The organism is Acidobacteriota bacterium (assembly GCA_029861955.1).
Taxonomy (GTDB): domain Bacteria; phylum Acidobacteriota; class Polarisedimenticolia; order Polarisedimenticolales; family Polarisedimenticolaceae; genus JAOTYK01.
The window spans coordinates 14,294-33,648 of sequence record JAOTYK010000034.1 but is presented as its reverse complement, the minus strand read 5'-3'; the positions used below and the strand labels follow the sequence as shown (position 1 = coordinate 33,648).

Annotated in this window: 21 protein-coding genes and 1 tRNA gene; 7 read left to right on the top strand and 15 right to left on the bottom strand. The window is 64.0% G+C overall.

Translation table 11 applies throughout. The features are described 5' to 3' along the window. The coding region (locus OES25_14505; protein MDH3628854.1) for a VacB/RNase II family 3'-5' exoribonuclease at positions 1-1,465 on the bottom strand (1,465 nt) is incomplete at its 3' end. Positions 1,466-1,527: 62 nt separating this feature from the next. Here OES25_14505 and OES25_14500 point away from each other — a divergent pair. Continuing rightward, positions 1,528-1,614 (top strand) — tRNA-Leu (locus OES25_14500). A gap of 25 nt (positions 1,615-1,639) precedes the next feature. Here the strand turns inward: OES25_14500 and OES25_14495 are convergent. Then, positions 1,640-1,888 carry a hypothetical protein gene (locus OES25_14495; GenBank protein ID MDH3628853.1) on the bottom strand — a complete coding sequence of 83 codons (249 nt, stop codon included), beginning with the start codon at positions 1,886-1,888 and terminating at the stop codon, positions 1,640-1,642. 201 nt (positions 1,889-2,089) lie between these two features. Between OES25_14495 and OES25_14490 the strand changes: the two genes are divergently transcribed. Beyond that, complete coding sequence (locus OES25_14490) at positions 2,090-2,509, top strand: hypothetical protein (protein MDH3628852.1); 420 nt, start codon at positions 2,090-2,092, stop codon at positions 2,507-2,509. Positions 2,510-2,511: 2 nt separating this feature from the next. Here OES25_14490 and OES25_14485 read toward each other — a convergent pair whose 3' ends face one another. After that, on the bottom strand, positions 2,512-3,684 hold the full coding sequence (locus OES25_14485; GenBank protein MDH3628851.1) for a pyridoxal phosphate-dependent aminotransferase: 1,173 nt from the start codon (positions 3,682-3,684) through the stop codon (positions 2,512-2,514). Positions 3,685-3,765: 81 nt separating this feature from the next. On the opposite strand from OES25_14485, the gene OES25_14480 reads away from it, so the two are divergent. Next, positions 3,766-5,577 carry a M2 family metallopeptidase gene (locus OES25_14480; protein MDH3628850.1) on the top strand — a complete coding sequence of 604 codons (1,812 nt, stop codon included), beginning with the start codon at positions 3,766-3,768 and terminating at the stop codon, positions 5,575-5,577. 6 nt (positions 5,578-5,583) lie between these two features. On the opposite strand, the gene OES25_14475 is transcribed toward OES25_14480, so the two are convergent. Together OES25_14475 and OES25_14470 are read right to left on the bottom strand one after the other, a co-directional pair. Next, entirely contained in the window at positions 5,584-6,153 is a 570-nt protein-coding gene (locus tag OES25_14475; GenBank protein MDH3628849.1) for a class I SAM-dependent methyltransferase, read from the bottom strand. 62 nt (positions 6,154-6,215) lie between these two features. Further along, on the bottom strand, positions 6,216-6,620 hold the full coding sequence (locus OES25_14470) for a polymer-forming cytoskeletal protein (protein MDH3628848.1): 405 nt from the start codon (positions 6,618-6,620) through the stop codon (positions 6,216-6,218). Positions 6,621-6,853: 233 nt separating this feature from the next. Here OES25_14470 and OES25_14465 point away from each other — a divergent pair, with 233 nt between their 5' ends. Both OES25_14465 and OES25_14460 read left to right on the top strand, forming a co-directional pair. Continuing rightward, positions 6,854-8,401: a GWxTD domain-containing protein gene (locus OES25_14465; GenBank protein ID MDH3628847.1), complete on the top strand. Its 1,548-nt coding sequence runs from the start codon at positions 6,854-6,856 to the stop codon at positions 8,399-8,401. After that, the gene (locus OES25_14460) at positions 8,398-9,834 is read left to right on the top strand and encodes a hypothetical protein (GenBank protein ID MDH3628846.1); all 1,437 of its coding nucleotides are present in this window, start codon (positions 8,398-8,400) and stop codon (positions 9,832-9,834) included. Before OES25_14465 ends, OES25_14460 begins: the two co-directional genes overlap by 4 nt. On the opposite strand, the gene OES25_14455 is transcribed toward OES25_14460, so the two are convergent. After that, on the bottom strand, positions 9,807-10,262 hold the full coding sequence (locus OES25_14455; GenBank protein MDH3628845.1) for a DUF721 domain-containing protein: 456 nt from the start codon (positions 10,260-10,262) through the stop codon (positions 9,807-9,809). The genes OES25_14460 and OES25_14455 overlap by 28 nt on opposite strands. Positions 10,263-10,663: 401 nt before the next feature. On the opposite strand from OES25_14455, the gene OES25_14450 reads away from it, so the two are divergent. Continuing rightward, entirely contained in the window at positions 10,664-10,891 is a 228-nt protein-coding gene (locus OES25_14450; GenBank protein MDH3628844.1) for a hypothetical protein, read from the top strand. Here the strand turns inward: OES25_14450 and mltG are convergent. The 3 genes from mltG to OES25_14435 are packed head-to-tail and all read right to left on the bottom strand — an operon-like array spanning position 10,867 to position 13,332. Then, positions 10,867-11,889 (bottom strand): endolytic transglycosylase MltG, encoded by a 1,023-nt coding sequence (gene mltG / locus OES25_14445; protein MDH3628843.1) that lies wholly within the window; start codon positions 11,887-11,889, stop codon positions 10,867-10,869. The two genes, OES25_14450 and mltG, sit on opposite strands and share 25 nt — an antisense overlap. 11 nt (positions 11,890-11,900) lie before the next feature. Further along, positions 11,901-12,332: a Holliday junction resolvase RuvX gene (gene ruvX, locus OES25_14440; protein ID MDH3628842.1), complete on the bottom strand. Its 432-nt coding sequence runs from the start codon at positions 12,330-12,332 to the stop codon at positions 11,901-11,903. Then, entirely contained in the window at positions 12,319-13,332 is a 1,014-nt protein-coding gene (locus OES25_14435) for a hypothetical protein (GenBank protein ID MDH3628841.1), read from the bottom strand. Before OES25_14435 ends, ruvX begins: the two co-directional genes overlap by 14 nt. A gap of 42 nt (positions 13,333-13,374) precedes the next feature. On the opposite strand from OES25_14435, the gene OES25_14430 reads away from it, so the two are divergent. Beyond that, positions 13,375-13,998, top strand: coding sequence for a Maf family protein (locus OES25_14430; GenBank protein ID MDH3628840.1), 624 nt, complete (start codon positions 13,375-13,377; stop codon positions 13,996-13,998). Here OES25_14430 and gcvH read toward each other — a convergent pair. From gcvH to ccsA, 6 genes are read right to left on the bottom strand one after another with little or no spacing between them, the layout of a single operon-like run. Then, a complete protein-coding gene (gene gcvH, locus OES25_14425) occupies positions 13,995-14,375 on the bottom strand; it encodes a glycine cleavage system protein GcvH (GenBank protein ID MDH3628839.1) in 381 nt (126 codons plus the stop codon). The genes OES25_14430 and gcvH overlap by 4 nt on opposite strands. Before the next feature lie 26 nt (positions 14,376-14,401). Beyond that, positions 14,402-15,523, bottom strand: coding sequence for a glycine cleavage system aminomethyltransferase GcvT (gene gcvT / locus OES25_14420; protein MDH3628838.1), 1,122 nt, complete (start codon positions 15,521-15,523; stop codon positions 14,402-14,404). Between the two features lie 40 nt (positions 15,524-15,563). Continuing rightward, positions 15,564-16,334, bottom strand: a complete 771-nt coding sequence (locus OES25_14415; GenBank protein ID MDH3628837.1) for a uroporphyrinogen-III synthase — start codon at positions 16,332-16,334, stop codon at positions 15,564-15,566. Beyond that, on the bottom strand, positions 16,327-17,283 hold the full coding sequence (hemC, locus tag OES25_14410) for a hydroxymethylbilane synthase (protein ID MDH3628836.1): 957 nt from the start codon (positions 17,281-17,283) through the stop codon (positions 16,327-16,329). Before hemC ends, OES25_14415 begins: the two co-directional genes overlap by 8 nt. Beyond that, entirely contained in the window at positions 17,280-18,554 is a 1,275-nt protein-coding gene (hemA, locus tag OES25_14405) for a glutamyl-tRNA reductase (GenBank protein ID MDH3628835.1), read from the bottom strand. The genes hemC and hemA overlap by 4 nt, the downstream gene beginning before the upstream one ends. 1 nt (position 18,555) lies before the next feature. Continuing rightward, on the bottom strand, positions 18,556-19,341 hold the full coding sequence (gene ccsA / locus OES25_14400) for a cytochrome c biogenesis protein CcsA (GenBank protein ID MDH3628834.1): 786 nt from the start codon (positions 19,339-19,341) through the stop codon (positions 18,556-18,558). Between the last annotated feature and the right edge of the window lie 14 nt (positions 19,342-19,355).

The window sequence follows — 19,355 nt, the reverse complement described above, 5'->3', positions numbered from 1 at the left end:
CGATGAAGGCGACCTGCTTCCAGTTCAACAGCTGTCGCTCTGCGGCCTCGGCGTCTCGTTCCAATCGGCCACATTCCACGGCATGCCGCTCCAGCGGCTCGACAGCCGGTGGCTTCCGTCGATGACGCAGGTCCCGGAGCAACCGGTGGTTGATGAGATCGGGATAACGACGGATCGGTGACGTGAAATGGCAGTAGGTCTCGGTGGCCAGACCGAAGTGGATCGCGGGATCGATGCTGTAGCGCGCCTGCTTCATCGTACGCAGAGTCATCTGGGCGATCACCGGCAGCTCCGGTCGTCCCTGGAAGAGGTCCATGACGTCCCGTAGTTCCCGTGGAGTGGGCTCCGGCGGCAGATGGACATCCTTCAAGCCGAACGACTGCACCGTCTCCCTCAATCGAGCCACACGGTCCTCCTCCGGTGCCTCGTGGATCCGGAATAACGCGTGACGTCCGTGACGAATGAAGTGATCGGCCACCGCCTCGTTGGCGGCGATCATGAACTCCTCGATCATTCGGTGAGCGCTGTTGCGCGGTTCGATGGTCATGCCGGTGACGGCACCGTCCACGTCCAGCAGCACGATCGGCTCCGGCAAATCGAAGTCCAGACTGCCCCGCCGCTGGCGCTGTAGCTCCAGTCGCTCGCGCAATGCGTCAGCCGCCTTCAGCATCGGGACGACCTTCTTCGGCACCCCGGCATCCTTCTTCGACCCCCCGGCCAGGACCTGAGAGACCTGACGGTAGGTCAGACGACCCGCCGAGCGGATAACCCCGTCGGCGAACTTCACCCGCTTGCGCTTTCCCCTTGAATCGAAGTCGATGATGACGCTCTGGACCAGTCGCTCCACGTTCGGGCGCAGCGAGCAGAGGTCGTTGGAGATCGTCTCCGGCAACATCGGCACGACCTTGCCCGGGAAGTAGACACTGGTTCCGCGGTGTTGCGCCTCGAGATCGATGTCGTCGTCGGGCTGCACGAAGTGTGCGACATCGGCAATATGAACGTAGAGCCGGAAGCCGCCGCCGCGGAGCGGCTCAACGGCGATGGCATCATCGAAGTCCTTCGCCGTCTCGCCATCGATGGTAACCGGTGCCGGATCGTCGAACCGAACGCGATCCTCCCGATCCCGGGGGCGGATCCGACGTGGCAGGTTCTCCTGCTGACGTCGCACGGTCGCCGGAAATCGATCGACGTAGCGATAGCGGGCCATGACGACCCTCAGATCGACCCCGGGCGCCTCCGGCGGGCCCAGCACCTCCGCGATCTGGGCCTTTCCACGGCGACCGGCTTCCGGCGGACGGAACAAGACCAGGTCGCCGGAGCGAGGCGCGCGACCCTTGGCATGGGTCGCCGAGTACCGGTAGCTGCGTAGGGGTTTGTCCGTGGTGCGGACCCGCAGGTCCTTTCCCACTCGACGAATGACCCCGACCTCGGTGGGACGAGGGCCATGGGGTTTGTGGTCGGCCAATGAGTCTCCTGGCGTCCGTCTTGACAGTCTCGACGGCCCGTTGCTAGTTTACTGGGCCTCTTGCCGAAGTGGCGGAATTGGTAGACGCGCTAGACTCAGAATCTAGTCCTCGCAAGGGGGTGGGAGTTCAAATCTCCCCTTCGGCACCATGCGCACGTCGACATCACGTCAAAGTCAGGCGTCATCCTCGACCAACTCGACATCACGGGTCACCGTGAACGCGCCCTCGGAGATCGCCTCGACGTTGCCATCGTCCCAACGAACCAGGTACGAATAGACCGGCTTCGCTTTCGGGTGGGTGAACTGGCTGGCCACGTCCTGGATCTCTCCCACGCGGTCGCTGCCACGATGCCGTAGTCGCTGACCGACGACCAGCGGATCGCCGCCCTCGTTGTCTCGCGATCCTCTCTTGCGCGATCCCATGCGTTCCTCCCGCCCAACGGGCCTTCGAACCGAGATTAGCAGACCCGACAATCTCTCGGGTGGAGAATTCGGGGTTCTCTCGATCCTCGTGGATAACGTCGATTTTCGAGCAGCAACCCCCAACCGATCACAGGATCGTCCGTTGACCGGCCCTTTTTTGTCCGTACCCCCTTAGGTGAGTAGAGAAGGAAAGGCCCCAACATGGACTTCGAACCCAAGACGATTGCGGAACAGATCAACTGCCTCGCGAAGATGACCGGCGCGACGGCTCCCTTCGTGAATCAGGTTCGACAGCTCTTCTCGTCCAAGGGCATCTCACTGGACGCCGATGCGACACCGTACATCAAGGCCCTCGACGAGGCGTTCACCCGGGAAGAGAGCATCCGCGCCAACACCCAGGATGCCAAGGCCAAGGTGCAGGCGATCCGCAGCAAATTCGATGCGCTGGGCGAGACCTACTCGCGGCAACTGAAACAACTACGACAGGCTCAGAGCGAGCTTCGAAACCAGAAGACACGCGGCAAGAGCCAGGTGGTGATCCCCGGAACTCATCGAACGTACGTGACTCGGCAGCAGCGCGAATCGCTACCGATGGTCCCGGGCCCAGAGGACCTCCAGTAGCTCTAGAGCGTGCCTAGCGCTCGCTCCACTCGGTCCATACCCTCGTGAATCCTCTCGAGGCTATCGGCGTACGAGCACCGCAAGTGGGCCGGCGACCCGAACGCATCGCCGGGAACGACCGCGACCTCCGCATCCTTCAGTAGAAACTCCGCCATGGCGGCACCACTATCGATGGCGCCCGTAAACCGCGCAGAGACGTTGGGGAAGGCATAGAACGCGCCGTCGGGACGCACGCACTCGACGCCCTCGATCGCGCGAAGCCTCGTGACGATTGCGTCCCGTCGTTCCTGGAATGCAGCCACCCGCCGATCGAGCCAGCCTCGATCGCCACGCATGGCACGGACGCTGGCCCATTGCGAGATGGATGTCGCATTGCTGGTGCTGTGACTCTGGGCCCGGGTCATGCCCTTGGCGACGTCCTCCGGCGCAAGCGCGTAACCGACTCGCCAACCGGTCATTGAAAACGTCTTGCTCATGCCATCGATGAGAACCGTCTGGTCTCGCATACGCGGTTCGGCGGCGACGATGCTGACGAACGGTCGACCGTCATACACCAGCTTCGAGTAGATCTCATCGGCGACGACCCAGATCTTCCGTTCGAGACAGAAATCCGCGATCGCCTTCAGCGCGGCGCGATCGAATCCGGCACCGGTCGGATTCGACGGGTAGTTGAGAATCAGAACCTTCGTGCGATCGCTACACCTGGCCGCGAGATCCTCGACGCTTAACGCGAATCCCCTGGCCTCATCGCACGGGACGGTCACCACCTTGCCGCCGAACAGACGGATCTGTTCGGGGTACGAAACCCAGAACGGAGAGGGAAGCAGCACTTCATCCCCCTCGTCGACCAGGGTCATCAACGCGAAGTAGAGACTGGCCTTGGCACCCGGCGAAACCAGGACTTGCCCGGGCGAGTAACGCAGACCATGGGTCGACTCGACATCGTCGCAGATCGCTTCTCGGAGCTCGGCGATTCCGGGCGTCGCCGTATAGCGTGTCTGCCCGGCATCCAGGGCTTCATGACCGGCCTTCAACACATGATCCGGTGTGGGGAAATCCGGCTGGCCGGCGCTGAAGTCCAGCACGTCGCGACCGTCCGCCCGCATCTGAGCGGCCAGCGCAGAGATGCGAAGGGTCGCCGACATGCCGATCCCGCGTACCCGTGATGAGATCAATGGATCCTCCCTGCCCCGACCAAGGAACACGTCGAGGGGCTGCTACCATGAGGTTGATTCTATCTTGTTTCGGAGGTTCCGATGAGTCTGCGACGTCTCCCAATCTTGACCGCGATTGTCCTCACTGCCCTGGTTCTCGTCTCCTGCACGGCACCTGCAAGCCACGATGCCGAGGCCGAGGCGCAGGCGTTTCTCGACCTCTACGCCTCGCTGTTTCAGGGCGTCTACTACGCCGCTGCCGAGGCTCAGTGGAAGGCCAGCACCGACGTCAACGCGTTCCACGACGGCCAGCGTGCCGGTGCCGGCAAGGCGTACGCCAGCGTCCAGGGCAATAGCGACGCGATCCGCCAGGCCCAGAAACTTCTCGAGCGCCGCGATCAACTGAAACCGATTACTATACGGTCGCTGGAGGCGTTGCTTCTCTCCGCCGCCGAGGCGCCGGGGACACTGCCCGACGTCGTCGCTCGTCGGGTCGAGGCCGAAGGGCGACAGTCCAGCACCCTCGACGGCTTCACGTTCTGCCTCGAGTTCGACGGCCAGGACTGCAAGACGCCCACGACGGCCAACCAGATCGACAGCACGCTGACAAGCTCGCGGGATCCCGAGGAGCGGCTGCACGTCTGGGAGACCAGCAAACAGACCGGCTCCGCGTTGCGCGATGGACTGATCGAACTTCGAGATCTTCGCAATCAGGTGGCCCGCGAGATGGGCTTCGATTCTTTCTACCATCTGCAGGTCGCCGACTACGGGATGACCGTCGACGAGATGCAGGCGATGCTCCAGCAGTGGGTCGATGAGACCCGCCCGCTCTACGAACAGCTGCACTGCTGGGCCAAGTATCGCCTTGCCGATCGCTACGACTCGCCCGTTCCTTCCATGCTTCCCGCGCACTGGATCGACAACCGCTGGTCCCAGAGCTGGGGCGGGCTGGTAAACAGCGTCGATCTGGATCCCCTCTTCGAGGACAAGACTCCGGAGTGGATCGTGGAACAGGCCGAGCGGTTCTACACCTCGATGGAGTTCCCCGAACTCCCCGAGATCTTCTGGGAGCGATCGGATCTCTACCCGGTACCGATCAGCGAGCGCCACAAGAACACGCATGCATCGGCCTGGCATCTGGATCTGGAGAACGATGTCCGCTCACTGATGTCGGTCGAGGCCAACGCTCGCTGGTTCAGCACGACCCATCACGAGCTGGGCCACATCTACTACTACATCGCCTACACGCGTCCCGAAGTTCCGTTGTTGCTTCGAGGCGGTGCCAACCGAGGTTTCCACGAAGGCATCGGCGAGTTGATCAGCCTTGCGTCGATGCAGGCACCCTACCTCAAGGAGGTGGGTCTTCTAGGTGCCGACGACGAGATCGATCAACAACAGTGGCTTCTTAATGAAGCGCTCAGTGAATCGATCATGTTTCTTCCGTGGGCCGCCGGCGTCATGTCGTTCTGGGAGAAGGAGCTCTACGCCGACGAGTTGCCGGCGGATCAGTTCAACAAGCGTTGGTGGGACTACGTGGCACGCTTCCAGGGTGTGACGCCGCCGAACGATCGTCCCGCCGATGGCTGCGACGCGTGCACGAAAACACACATCAACGACGACCCGGCTCAGTACTACGACTACGCGGTCGCGGCGGTTCTCAAGTACCAACTCCACGATCACATCAGCAAGGAGATTCTCGGCGTTTCGCCCCAGTCGGCCAACTACTTCGGCAATCCGAAAGTCGGAGAGTTCCTTCGTTCGATCCTGCAGGAAGGGAAGACGCGCGATTGGCGGGAGCTCTTACGCGAGACCACCGGTGAGGACCTCAGTGCCCGGGCGATGCTTGCCTATTTCGAACCGCTGCAGGCGTTCCTGGAAGAGGCCAACGCGGGACGGGACTGCTCCTGGGAGTAGGAGCCGTCAGCTCTTGACCGAAAGAAACTCCCGCAGCTGATTGCGCTGGAGGTGGATTCCCTGGACTTTCAGTGGTTTGAGGGCCGCCTCGACGGTTCGCGTGGGGTGGGTGAACCGCTCTCGACGGGTGCCCTCGCACGCCTCGCGGATGAGCCGATCTTCCGCGGTGATCCGATAACGTGGCAGCGCCTCCGGAGCCGGTTCGTTCCGACCGGAGTTTCTGGCGAACAGGAGGAGCCAGCCGTTCTTCGCCAGGATCCGTGCGAACTCGTTCCCCACTTCCTGCAGTCGACCCGCTTCGATGAAGTCGAACATCTCCCAGGCGAGGATCAGGTCGTAGGCATCGTCGTCGTGGTCGAGTTTGTAGGGCGGGGTTTCGACGGGGTCGTCGTCGTCGGCTTCGGGAGTCGGCTCGGGGAAGCTGACTTCGTCCACGGTCACGTGTGCGCCACGGTTGGCCAACGCAACCGCCGTCGCGCCGCACTGGGAACCGAAGTCGAGAATTCTCGGACGGTCATCGCGAAGAATCTTGCCGAGCGCCTTGACGAGACTAGGGCAAGCGGTACCGGGCTGCACCGTGACTCCAGGATCCGGCAGAGGTGTCCCTCCAACCGGTTCCTGTCGCCAACGGAATGCCATCACACCTTGCCTGCACCGACCGCTGCGGGCATGTCACGTGGCGGCTGCGGAGACGCGTGCTTGGCAGCCGGCGTCGCCGTCGATTTCCGTTCCATGTCGATACCGCCCTTGAAGCGAGCTCCATCAGCGATGGCCACACGCGGGGCACGGATATCGCCCTGAACCGATCCCGAGGGCGCGATCTCGACCTTGTCGTCGGCCGTGATGTTGCCCACGACCTGCCCCAGAACGAGCACGGTCTTGGCGTGGACCTCGGCGCTGAGCCGACCGTTGGCACCGACGGTCAACGAGTGATCCTTTACGAGAATCTTGCCGTCGACCATGCCGTCAATCGTCAGGTCTTCGTTTCCGGTCAGCTCGCCCTTGATCTGGACCGACTGCCCGATGTTTACCAGCTTATCCATCTTTGTCTCCCGTTTCGATGCCGGCGCCACATTCTCCTGGGCGGCCGGGATAGGATTGCTTTCGGCCCCCGATTCGGGCTCCGACCGGTTTCGCATCCATGCCATATTCTGGACCTCCTTCGACCCGGACGGATTTTCGCCGCCCTCCGCATCCTATATCTATTCACGAAGCGCGAGGATGCAAGCCCACGCCAGTCTGCGGTACCCGTGCCTGTCGATTATACTCAAGAATCGTGAGGGATCGAACGTCCAGAACCAACGCGCACGTCTTGTGGGTTTTGCCGCTGCTGGCCCTATCGGCCCTCTTCTTGCCGTCGGCCCCGAACCACGCAAAGAAGGGAAAACCCAAACCCCAGAAAGAGTTACGGGAATGGATCGACGGGCCGATCCGCTACATCAGCCAGGGCGATGAGACGAAGCGCTTCAAGAGTTTGAATACCGACGCGGAGCGGGTGCTCTTCATCGAGCGGTTCTGGCGTCGTCGGGACCCTTCGCAGGAGACCCTGACCAACGAGTACCGGCAGATTTTCTGGGATCGTGTCGCCCACACCAACGCCGCCTTCCTCGACAGCACTCGGCCGGGCTGGCTGACCGATCGGGGCAAGATCTACATCCTTTACGGGGCGCCAAACGACATCGACGACTACGAGGGTCTCGACACCCGGTCGACGGCGACGTCCGGAAAGGGTCTCATCCGCTGGATCTATGACGGCCGAGCAGGTCGTTCCGATCTCAACCCGACGGTCGTGGTCCCGTTCGTCCCGGATACCAGCGGGGAGTACCGCGTCTCATACGACCCTAAACTGTCGAGCGTGTTCATCGATACGCTTGCGATCGAGGAACGGCGTGACGAGGACCTGGATCGCTATATGGCATTCCTCGCCCCCCCGACACGGTCCACGTTATCCGTCATGTTGGATCTCGGGCGAATGCAAGAGGTCCCCCCGCAGGACCAGGTGATCCTCGAGCAGATCGAGACGATCGAATCCTACGCGGCCTACCCACTCGACATCGCGGTGCATCGCTTCACCCATCCCGACCAACCGATCACCGTCGCGATGGTCACCGTCGACGTCACTGACACCGGCGAGTCGACCCAACCCTCGATCATCGCGCGGTTCACGTCCCGTGACGCCACGGAGCGGCCGCGCATCCTCGGCGAGGGATCGTTCAAGTACGTCACCCACGAAGAACGACGCTACGCGCAGGCCCGCGTCCTTCTACCGCCCGGCGAGTACACGCTGACCGTGATGGTGGCCGACCCCGGTAACATCCGCACCGGTCTCGAGCGTCGCTCGGTCCGCATCAACGCACCTAGCGAACGGATGGACTTCTCCGACCTCGTCTGGTCCGAGACACTCGACCCGCTGCCCTACGCGGTGATGGCCTCCTACGACGAGCCGTTCATCATCGGCACTTTCCGAGTGCTCCCGCGAGTCAAGAAACGCTTCGTGCCGGGCGACTCGCTTCGTTTGTTCTACGAGGTCTACGGGGCGTCGATGCCACTGCGGATCACCTATACGCTGCAGGGCAAGGATCTGGACGGCAGCTGGGTCGACCTCGGTGCCCCGGCCGTCGACGAGCAGTCGTCCAACCTGCAGGGCTGGGAGATCCCAACCAACGAACACTGGCCCCTTGGCGACTATCGGGTCCTGGTCGAGATCCTCGACGCCGACGAGCGACTGATCTCGCGACTCCACGGATTCGAGCTGAGCGCGACGCACGAACCCGAAGCGACCGAGCCCGAACTCTCCATCCGCGAGGATGCCCGCGGACGATGAGACTCCGTAGCCTTCCGATGATCGTCGGGCTCGCCCTGACCTGCCTGGCTCAGACTGTGGAGCCGACCCTGGCAGACGAGGCGTCGGAATTCCGCGTCGGCGGACGACTGGCGGCGACCGACATCGACGGCATCGACTGGATCGGCGATCTTTTCGTCCAGACCGCTATCTCTCTGAGCCCACGGCAAGGTCTGTTTGCCCATGTTGACGGTCGGACGGTCATCAGTGGTCGCGCGTCGGATCTGACGTTCGAGGTCCGTGACGTCCTCTACCGACTGGAAGGCGGTTGGCGAGGACGACCGCGGAATGGCGACATCGCGCTGACGGCCTCGATGACACAGCGTGGTCAGGCTAGTGTCGATCGCGTGGGACACGCGTGGCTACGAACCTTCGACATCGGTGCGGAACGGCGCGAGGGCGGCGCGTTCCAGTGGCGGCTGACAGCCGGAGCGGTGATCGACGAGCGGCTGCTCGACAACGACGTCGTCGTCGAGGCGGACGCCGTCTACTGGTTGGGTCGCGACAGCCTCGACAGCCGATTTGGGTTCGAAGTCAAGGGACACTCCCTGATCGGTGGCACGACCACCGGGCGCGAATGGCAGATGGGTGCCCGCTATCACCTTCCCTTGGGTTCATCGGAGCGACGTCAGGGAGTTGCATTGACCGCCGCGTGGCTGGCCGGTGACAGCCCGTTGGGTCTGGGAGACGATGGTGTCATCGCGGGAATCGAGTTCCTGGGAACCGAGAGACTGAGCCGGGTCTCGCCTCCGGAGATCGCCGGGACCGTTGCGGCGGGACTCGGGGCGGACGACCGAGCGGCGGCCCAGCTGAAACTGCAGGTCCTCTCGCCGGAACTCTTTCGACGCTTCAGAGGGGTCATCGAGGTCGACGCCCGTACCCTGACCGCCGAGGACACGGTCGATCTCTACTACCTCTACCATCTCGGGATCGAGCGGTCCGACGGTCGATCCGTCTACGGCGGGTACTTCTACCATCGCTCGAACCACCAGGTGGATAACCCACAGGGACTGACCGGCGAGGTCACCAGCATCAACGTCGCCGAGGCCGGCTGGGAGACCGACGGTTGGCGTCATGGCGGCGCTCCCTGGGCGACGCGCCCAGCGGCCGGCATCGAGGCACGACTGCGGATCGGTTGGCTGATCAACAGTTCCTTCGGCGAGGACGAGGACTGGCATGCCCGGGGCGGGGTTCGTTGGCGAGTCGATCTACCGACCGCTCCCTACGTCCACGTGGAGTTGGAGGCGGGTGACGTGCAGCGACGACTCTACGCCGTCGGCTTCAACCCGACGCCCCGCTGGGAAATTCAGATCGAGTTTCACGAGGATGATCAGTGGTTCGCGTCGGACGACTCGGCCTGGTGGATTACCCAACGCCTCCGACTGGGCTATCGATCGTCTCGACGGGCCAGATAGGCCTTCATCACCCGTCGCAGATCCGGCTCCCCCGTCGTGGGGGGCTCGTCGCGTTGCTGAAGCGGTCGCTCGAGTATCGCCGCGCAAGGAACGGCGTCGGGGTCCATGCTCTCGGACGCGTGCCGTCGACGTCGGACCCGCGCGAGCGATCGACCCGGCAAACGATGAGCCAGTCGCGTTCCGAGTTGTGGCAACAGACAGTCCAGCGTTCGGAGCCAGTCCGGGTCATCACCGATGTAGTCCACGATCAGCGTGCCATCGCGCTGGAGTCGGATCACCGAGACCTTGCGGGCCAGTTCGGGACCTGCGGCCAGACGCCACGCCGCCTCGAGCTCCAGTTCCCTTGCGCGGCTGGCAGACAGTCCCAGTCCGTCGGGCCGGATCGTACCGACCGGCTCGAAACCACGACGACGTCGACGGATAGCCATGGGCGTATTGTAGCCGCTCTAAAAAAGGGCGCCGGGCCGAGGTGTCACGGAGCGACTCGGGGGAGAAACGCTCCAACTGCGGCGGGAGGAGGAGGGGGAAACCACCTCAGCCACACCTCGGCCCGGCTAACTGACGAACCCGTCCGAGGGGTCGGTTCGGACGGGCCCGCCCCGGGCAATGCCCGGATCCAAGGGGTTCGCACCGGACACTTGCAAGGGCGCTGCCAGACCGAGAGACGCGATTTCCGGGGGACATTCGTTGGACGGGAACCCCCATCACGCAATCCGGGACGCGTCTCGTAACGTGGGATCACCGAACGGTAATTCGACGGGGTTGCCGGACGACCCGGAATGCTAGACTGTCGCCGAATCGTCGGTCATGTCGATGGCAGGAGGATGTCTTGGATCGCTGCAGATTCCGCACGAGTTTAGGCGGGGCGTTGTTTTGTCAGGACACGCCGTACATGGAAGGGTTCTGCAAGTTTCACTTCCAGGCGATGCAAAACGGAGAGATCAACGAGAACGGTATTCTCAACGAGCGGTTAGCCGATCAGGACCGTCGACGCGAGATCAACTATCACGGGATCCACCCGACCGCCGGCGATTACATCGGCGACGAGCGCCGATAGGCCCGCCACACCCGCACGGCCCGTCGATGCTCCTCGTAGTTTCGACTGAAGGTGTGACCGCCCTCGGGCGACGCGACAAAATACAACTCATCGCCCTCGGCGGGCTGGACCGCCGCCCAGAGGCTCTCCTCACCCGGGTTTGCGATCGGTCCCGTCGGTAGTCCGGGATAGACGTAGGTGTTCCAGGGCGAGTCGATCTCCAGATGCTTTCGCGTGAGTTTTCCCACCGGCTTTCCGAGTCGAGCCCAGGCGTAGAGAACCGTCGGATCGCATTGCAGAGGCATGCCCAGTTTCAGTCGGTTGTGAAAAACGCGGGCGATGCGTGGTCGCTCGGAGGAGACTCCGCTCTCCTTCTCGATCAAGGATGCCAGTATCACGGCTTCGTGGAGTTCCAGCCCGTGACCGGCGGCGGCGGCGATGTACTCCTCGTCGACGACTTCGACGAACCGACGAACCAGGGTCTCCGCGACGGTCTCCGCGCTCACGCCCGACGCAAAGTGGTAGGTGTCGGGAAAGAGATAGCCCTCGAGGTCCGTGGCGTCGATGTCCAACTCTCGGACGGCGGACGGGTCCGAGAAGACTCGGGTCAGGCTGGCCTCGTCGGCGATACCCGCGACAACGAGATCCTGGATGGCCTCGAAGATCGATCGCCCCTCGGGAATCGTCACGGCGTGGAGGAGAATATCTCCACGCTGAAGACGGGAGAGAACCGTCAACGGCGAACTCGGTTGGTCGAAACGATATTCGCCGGCGCGAATCTTCTCTCCCCCACCGCGAATCGAGAGCCAGGTGCGCAGCGGCCCGTCATCGGACAGGACACCGGCGTCGACCAGGCGTCCCAGCAGACGCCCCGCAGGTTCTCCCGACGGTAGCTCGACGACGACGTCCGGCCCCTGCCAGCCCGCATGGTCGCGATGGAGCTGCGCGTAGAACGTGGCCGTCAGAACGACCGCGACCAGCAGCAGCACGCCGCCTACGATGACCAAGATTCGTCGCATCGGGATTCCGTCTAAGATTCTGCGTCGAGCCAACTCTGCAAGATCAGCGTGGCCGCGACGGAATCGATTCGCTGCCGTCGCTTCTCGCGACGAGCTCCGGTGGTAATCATCTCACGTTCCGCCTGCACGGTTGTCATCCTCTCGTCCCAGAAGACGATTCGCTTGCCGGGGAGCCGACGCTGAACTCGCTCCACGAATTGCCGTACGGCATCCACGGCAGGCCCCGCCTCGCCGGAGAGCGTGAGCGGCAGGCCCACCACGAGGACGTCGACCGATTGCTCCTCGAAGTGATCGCCGATCACGTTGGCATCCTTGCGAGGCCCGACGCGTTCGACGACGGCGAACGGTTGGGCGGTCACGCCCAGGGGATCGGAAAGCGCCAGACCGATCCGTCGCTCACCGTAGTCCACACCCATGGCCCGCCGCGGGCTATCGTCCGGCAACACCATCCCCCGCGGCATCGGTCGCGTTGGCCGGGTCCACCGGATGATCCACCGGGACGGCATTCACGAACGCCAGCATCTCGGGGTCGGCGGGATAGCCCTGACCGAGCATGTGAAAACGATTCGACTGATTTCGAACGCCACCGCTCGGATTCAGGTAGACGCGACTCTCGCCGATCTGCTTCCCCTGATTGCCGGAATAGAAGATCCACGTCCCGTTAGCTTCCGATTGCTCCGCAGCGATCGAGCCACCGTACGAACCGATCAGGAAATCAACGCCCCCGACCTCGGCCGCGATCCGTCGGCCATCGCTCTGATGAACGGCGGCCAGAACGACCACCAGATCGACCCCGTCCTTGCGCAGCGCGGCGACCTCGGTCTTGAGTCGGTCGACCGGATGGTCCACACCGATCTCTCTACCGTCGGGGCCTTCCCGCTTGAAGATCGGGTTGAAACGCATGACGCCCGTGACGCCGACGCGGATCTTCCGCGCGCCGTCGGGCGACGTCGTCTCCACGATGGTTCGAGACGGGAGGACCGTGTCTCCGGTGTCGGTGAAAACCAGATTGGCCGAAATGAAATCGAACGCGCCCTTCTCCTGTCGCGCACTGAAACGATCCCAGCCGTGCTTCACGTCCCGCTCACCGACGTTAACCACGTCGTAGCCCAGCAAGCTCATGCCCTCGACCAGAGCGGCCGTCTTCAGGTCCCCTTCGGGTGTCGGATTATCGGAGAAATTGCCGCTGTCCAGCAGCAACTGTGGGACCGCAGCAAACTCGCGATGCATGGTGCGGGTGAAGTGTGCGCGGCGGGCCAGCCCTCCGGCCGGGTTTCGCTTGCAACCGCAGGTGTCGATGTAGCCGATGACGTCTCCCGTGAACAGCAGCATGACATCGGGAAGGGACGACGGGGGCTCCTCGGCCGACGCCCCCGACAGGAACAGCGACATTCCCAATAAACCTACGATCAGGGCCTTCCGCATCCGTACACCTCGTGTCATCCTCATCTCCTGGGCCTTACTGATTATAGAAGGTACGCCATCATGGACAACCTGGCCGCCGCGGGGCTCATCCTCGCATCGGCATCCCCCCGCAGACGGACTCTCCTGGAGAGTGTCGGACTGCGGCCCACCGTCATGGCGGCGGATATCGATGAGACGGTGCCGAACACCGAGCCGCCGGTGGCGGCTCTGAGGCGTCTGGCAGAGGCCAAGGCCGATGCGGTCTACGTCCAGGCCGTGGCGGCCAACACGTCACATCGCGCGCTGCTGGCTGCAGACACCGGCGTGCTGGTCGATGGTCGACTCCTCGGCAAGCCGTCCGACGCCGCCGATGCCGCCCGAATGCTACGGGCGCTGCGTGGCAGGACCCACCACGTGGTCACGGCGGTCTGCCTGATCGCGATCGAGCGCAACGAGCGCCTGGTGACACACGAGTCGACCGCCCTGCGCTTCCGTCGGTATAGCGACAGCTTGATTGCCGGCTACGCCGCCAGCGACGAGCCGAAGGACAAGGCCGGGGCCTACGCGATTCAGGGTGTGGGCGCACTGCTGTGCGAAGCGATGTTCGGCTCGTGGTCCAACGTCGTGGGACTACCGGTCGAGCGACTGCCCGACTGGTTCCGGACGGTTGGGTTGGAGTTGGAGGCGTTCCTCGTCGATCTCTAGCTGTCGGCGATCAACTCCGCGTAGGCCGCGGCATCCAGCAAGCTCTCGACCTCGGTCACGTCCTTGATACGCATCTTGCAGTACCACCCACCGTCGTGGGGTTCGCTGTTGACCTTGTCCGGCGCGTCCTCAAGTGCTTCGTTGACCGCGACCACCGTGCCGCTCAGCGGAGCGAAGATCTCCGAGACGGCCTTGACCGACTCGATGGTCCCCAGCACATCCTCGGCGCTGACCTCCATGTCGATCTCCGGCACCTCGACGTAGACGATATCTCCCAGCTGATCCTGGGCGAAATCGGTGATACCGATGGTCGCCACATCCCCTTCAACAAGAATCCACTCGTGTTCTTTCGAGTACTTGCGATCGTCTGGATACATGAACCTCTCCCGTCTGCGTGTCAGTACTAGCGCTCTCTCTTGTAAAACGGCGTCTCGACGATCGTCGCCGATTCCACTCTCTTTCGCACACCGATCTTGACGTCGTGGCCCGTCGACAGACCGTCGTCGGTCACGTGTGCCAGCGCGATGTTGCTCCCCAGCGCCGGTGCAGGCGATCCACTGGTGACGATGCCGATGGTTCGCTCGCCCGCGGCATCCAGCACCGGATAGCCCTGCCGTGCAATGGCGCGACCGCTCATCTCCAGCCCGACCAGACGTCGTTCTAGCGGTTGCCCGGCATCGAGCCGCCGCTTCTCATCGGCCAACCGACGGCTGCCGAGGAACTCCCCCTTCGCCGGCTTGACGATCCAGCCGAGATTGGCCTGGTACGGCGTCGTCGTGTCATCGATCTCGTGACCATAGAGGGCCATCGCCGCCTCAAGGCGGAGTGTGTCGCGAGCGCCGAGACCCGCCGGCTGGATCCCGTGCTCGTGGCCCGCCGCAAGACAACCATCCCAGATCGACGTCGCCAGCGCGGCGGGCGCGTAGATCTCGAACCCGTCTTCGCCGGTGTAGCCGGTGCGAGAGATGATGCACGAGGCGTCCTGGATGTCATGGTTCAGGAATCGGTAGTAGCGAAGGGCCGCCAGCTCGATACCGCAGGCCGCCTCGCAGACTTGCTGCGACGCGGGGCCCTGGACTGCGATCTGGCACCAGTCCGCAGACTCGTCGATGACCTCACAGTCGAAGTCGGAGAGATACGCGCGCAGATGCGCAACGTCCTTCTGCGTGTTGGCGGCGTTGAGGACCAGCAGATACTCCGTCGCCGCAAGCCGGTAGATCAGGAGATCGTCAACGAACGTCCCGTCCTCGGTCATCAAGCCGGTGTAGTGGGCTCGCCCGTCCCTGAGGCGCGCGACGTCGTTGCAGGTGACCCACTGGAGGAACTCCAGGGCCTGGGGGCCGCGAACCCGCGCCTCGCCCATGTGCGAGACATCGAACATCCCCACCGCGTTACGGACCGCCCGATGCTCGTCGATCAGACCGCTGTACTGGACCGGGAGGTGCCACCCGGAGAAGTCGACCATGCGCCCCCCTGCGGCCACATGGGCATCGAACAATGGTGTCTTGCGAACGTCGGTAGGCAATTCATTTCTCCCTGATCGGGCGCGAGATGTTAACACAGCATCAACAAGGAAAAAGGGCTGCCACGGTCTCCACGATGGCCTCATCCGTCGGCCCCGTCGGGACGGCGGCAACGTCTCGGCCCACCGCCCGCAGCGTGGCGGCGGTCGCCTCGCCGATCGCGACGATCTTCGTGTGCGATGCGATCCTCTCGCCCTCGTCGATCCCGGCATCGGCCGCGAGGATCGCCAGGGCCGAAGCCGAGGACGCGACGATCCAGAGATCCACGTCGCCGTCCCGGAGACACCGGGCCGCCGTCACACACCCGGCGGTCGGGTTGACGGCGTAGACGATTCGCTCGATACAGGTTCGCCCTGCGGCATCGAGCTCCTTCCTGAGTGAATCGGTCGCCCGTGCACCGCGAAACCAGACGACCGACGGACCGCTCGCGTCGGCAGCCAGAACCTGACGGGCCAGCTGAGACCCACCCGTCGGGTCGGCCACCACACGGGGCTCGACGCCCAGCAGACCCCGAACGGCATTGCCGGTTGCCGGGCCGACCGCCGCCACGTCGGGTGCCGACGATCGCTGCAGCACCGACCGCAGAGCCCCACTGCGAGCCACGGACTGGACGGCGGCGACGCTGGTAAACGCCCACCAGCCGCCGGACATCAACTCCGGGTCGTCCATGCGGCGCCAGTCGGTCAGATCCACGAACTCGGTGGTCAGGATGGCGATTCGTTCGACCCGAAATCCTCGCTGCTCGAGTTGTTGCTGGAGACGCTCGCCACGACCCTCCAACCGCGTCAGGAGGATCCTGGGGCGGTCAGCCATGATCCCGAAGGTCGGCCAACTGAGCGGCTCGCGCAGCCTCCAGGATCGACTCGACACCGCGGGATCGCAGTCGGTCCGCGACGGCTACGGCCAGGGCCCGTGGCGGATCGTCCACCGTGGTGCACGACATCGACGCCTCTTCATGAACCACCTGACGCCCGTCCAGACTACCGGCCCGCGCCATCAGGTGAAGCCGCTCTTCGGCGATCCAGGCGTGGACGGCCAGAGGCGCCATGCAACCCCCATCCAGACTTTCGAGACAGGCCCGTTCACAACGGACGGCCATGCGGGTCTCCCGACAGTCCAGCTTGGAAACCCGCTCCAGCGTTGTCGCATCGTCCGCGCGGATCTCGAGGGCCAGAGCCCCCTGTCCTGCGGCCGGCACCATCGTCTCGGGGTCCAGCACGTGAGACCCGGGGAGCGCCAACCCCAGCCTCTCGACACCTGCCCGCGCCAGCACGATGCCGTCGAGGCGTCCCTCCGTCACCGACCTAAGGCGCGTGTCCACGTTGCCGCGCAGGGGCTCGACCTGAAGGTCCGGGCGACGGTGGAGAAGTTGGAATCGACGACGGGGGCTTCCCGTTCCGATTCGACTCCCCTCGGGCAGGGCGGTGAGATCCGGCGAGCCGCCTGCGATCAGCAGATCTTCCGCAGGATGCCGCCCGGGGAACGCGGCCAGCAACAGCCCATCGGGCGTCCGTGACGGCAGGTCCTTCAGGCTATGAACCGCGACGTTGATGGCTCCGTCGAGCAACGCCTGCTGGATCGTCCGCACGAACACACCCCGATCCAACGGATCCAGCGGTCCGCTCGAAACATCCCCGTGGGTCTCGATGACCGACTCCTGGAGATCGATCCCGGGATGCCGGGCCTCCAACGCCTGACAGGCCCATCGCACCTGCCATCGAGCCAGTGCACTCCCTCGGCCACCTACGGTGAGGGGGTTCAACGCTCCTTCCCCCCGCGAAAGACCTGTCGCGGCCCATCCTCCGAGTTCGACTCCTCGTCGCCGCCGCTGGCGGCATCGCGAAGCTGACGGATCGGACCATGAATCAATTTCTGACTGACCCGCCCCACCAGACGACGCACCGCCTGCTCCAGTTCCGAATCGATAGGCGCATGCTGTTTGAGGAAACGCGCGATCTCATGGTCGACGGTCGTCGCTACATCCTTACGTAGGCGAACGATCTGCGGCGTGACGCTCAGGGATCGTCGCCAGCGAACGAACGAGTCGACCTCTTGCTCGACGATCTCTCCCGCCTCCCGTGCGGCCGTCTGACGTTCGCCGAGATTGGAATCGACGATGCCCTGCAGGGCGTCGACGTCATAGAGGTAGACCGGTTCCAGCCGGCGGATCTCAGGATCGATATCCCTCGGGACCGCGAGGTCGATGAGAAACAGCGGTCGCGCGCGACGACGACGAAGGACGGGGGACAACTCCTCCCGTGTGATCACCTGCTCCGCCGCCCCGGTGCAACTGACGACCATGTCGACTTCCTCGACACGCTCCATGATCCTTCCCCAGTGTGTCGGCTCGGCCCCCAGCTCGGCGCTGGTCGTGACGGCCCGCGAGTAGCTTCGACTTGCGATGAACAGAGAGCCGATGCCCTGGCCCTGCAAATGCCTGGCGAGGAGGCAGGCGATCTCTCCGGTCCCCAACACCAGCACTCGATGCCCCTCGATGCCGCCGAACACTTTGCGGGCCAGCGAGACCGCCGCCGTCGCCATCGACACCGGGTTCCGCGCGATGGCCGTCTCGGTCCGGACTCTCTTGGCCGTCGAGAATCCGTGCTGGAGCAATCGATCGAGGATCGCGCCCGTCGCCCGTTGCTCGCGGGCGGCGTCATAGGCCCGCTTGATCTGGCCGGTGATCTGGGGCTCGCCCAGGATCATGGAGTCCAACCCACTGGCGACACGAAACAAATGTCGGATGGCGGACTCGCCGGTCAGCTCGTAGGTGTGCTCCTCGAGTTGTCGCTCGTTGACCGCGTGTTGGCCGGCGACGAACGCCCGGAGGCCGGGTCGCATCGCATCCAGCGATTGATCGGTACGGATCAGAATCTCCGTCCGGTTGCAGGTCGAGAAGATCAGCCCCTCCTCGACCCCATCCACCTCGGTGAGACGGACGAGGCCACCCGGCAGGTCGGCACGGGAGATCGCGAGGCGCTCACGGATCTCGAGCGGGGCGGATCGATGACTGGCTCCCAGCAGGATCAGCATCTCAGGGCACCATCCCGACGACCGTGAGAATACCGAGCGCGAAACCGGCAATCGTCATGTACGCCGACCGCCGACCCCGAATCCCCAGCCACCCGCGGGCGGCGATGACAGCGGCGAAGATGAGCCACGTCAGGAGAGCGAAGGCCTGTTTGGGATTGGCCGTGAGACCCTCGGACGTCACCCCGCCATGCACGATGAATCCGCTGGCGATCCCTGCGGTCAACAGCACGAACCCGACCACCAGCCCGACCTGGCCCACCCGATCGGCCTCACGCAAGGCCGGTAGACGATCGACCCAGTTCATTCCCTGTCGGGACTTCAGCGCACGGTCCTGCGCCAGGAAGAGCAGACTCATGACGAACGCGAGGCAGAGAACCCCGAGAGCCAACGCCGACAACGAAATATGAACGAGAAGCCAACGACCCGAGTCCGGATCGGCGCTCGATAGGGTCGTGCCGGCCCGCAGCGCTCCCACCGCCGCCATGGCGGCCACCGGAGGCAACACCCAGCCGGCCACGTCGGCCTTGCGGCGAAACCAGACGTAGAGATGGAGACAAGAAACGACCCAGCCGCCGACCAGGAAGAACCCCGCGAGATTGCCGACGCTCTGCGGTGAATCTCCGAGGACGGTTCCGATCAACGCCATCAGATGGGCGATCCAGACGAGGATCGCCGTGCCGGATGCCAGCACCCGAGCCGAGTGACTCCCGCCGAGGGTCGTGGCGATGACCAGGAACCATGTAGCGATATGCCCCACGATTGCGGTCGCCAGCGCGATGTCTACCATAGGGCGTCAGGCTA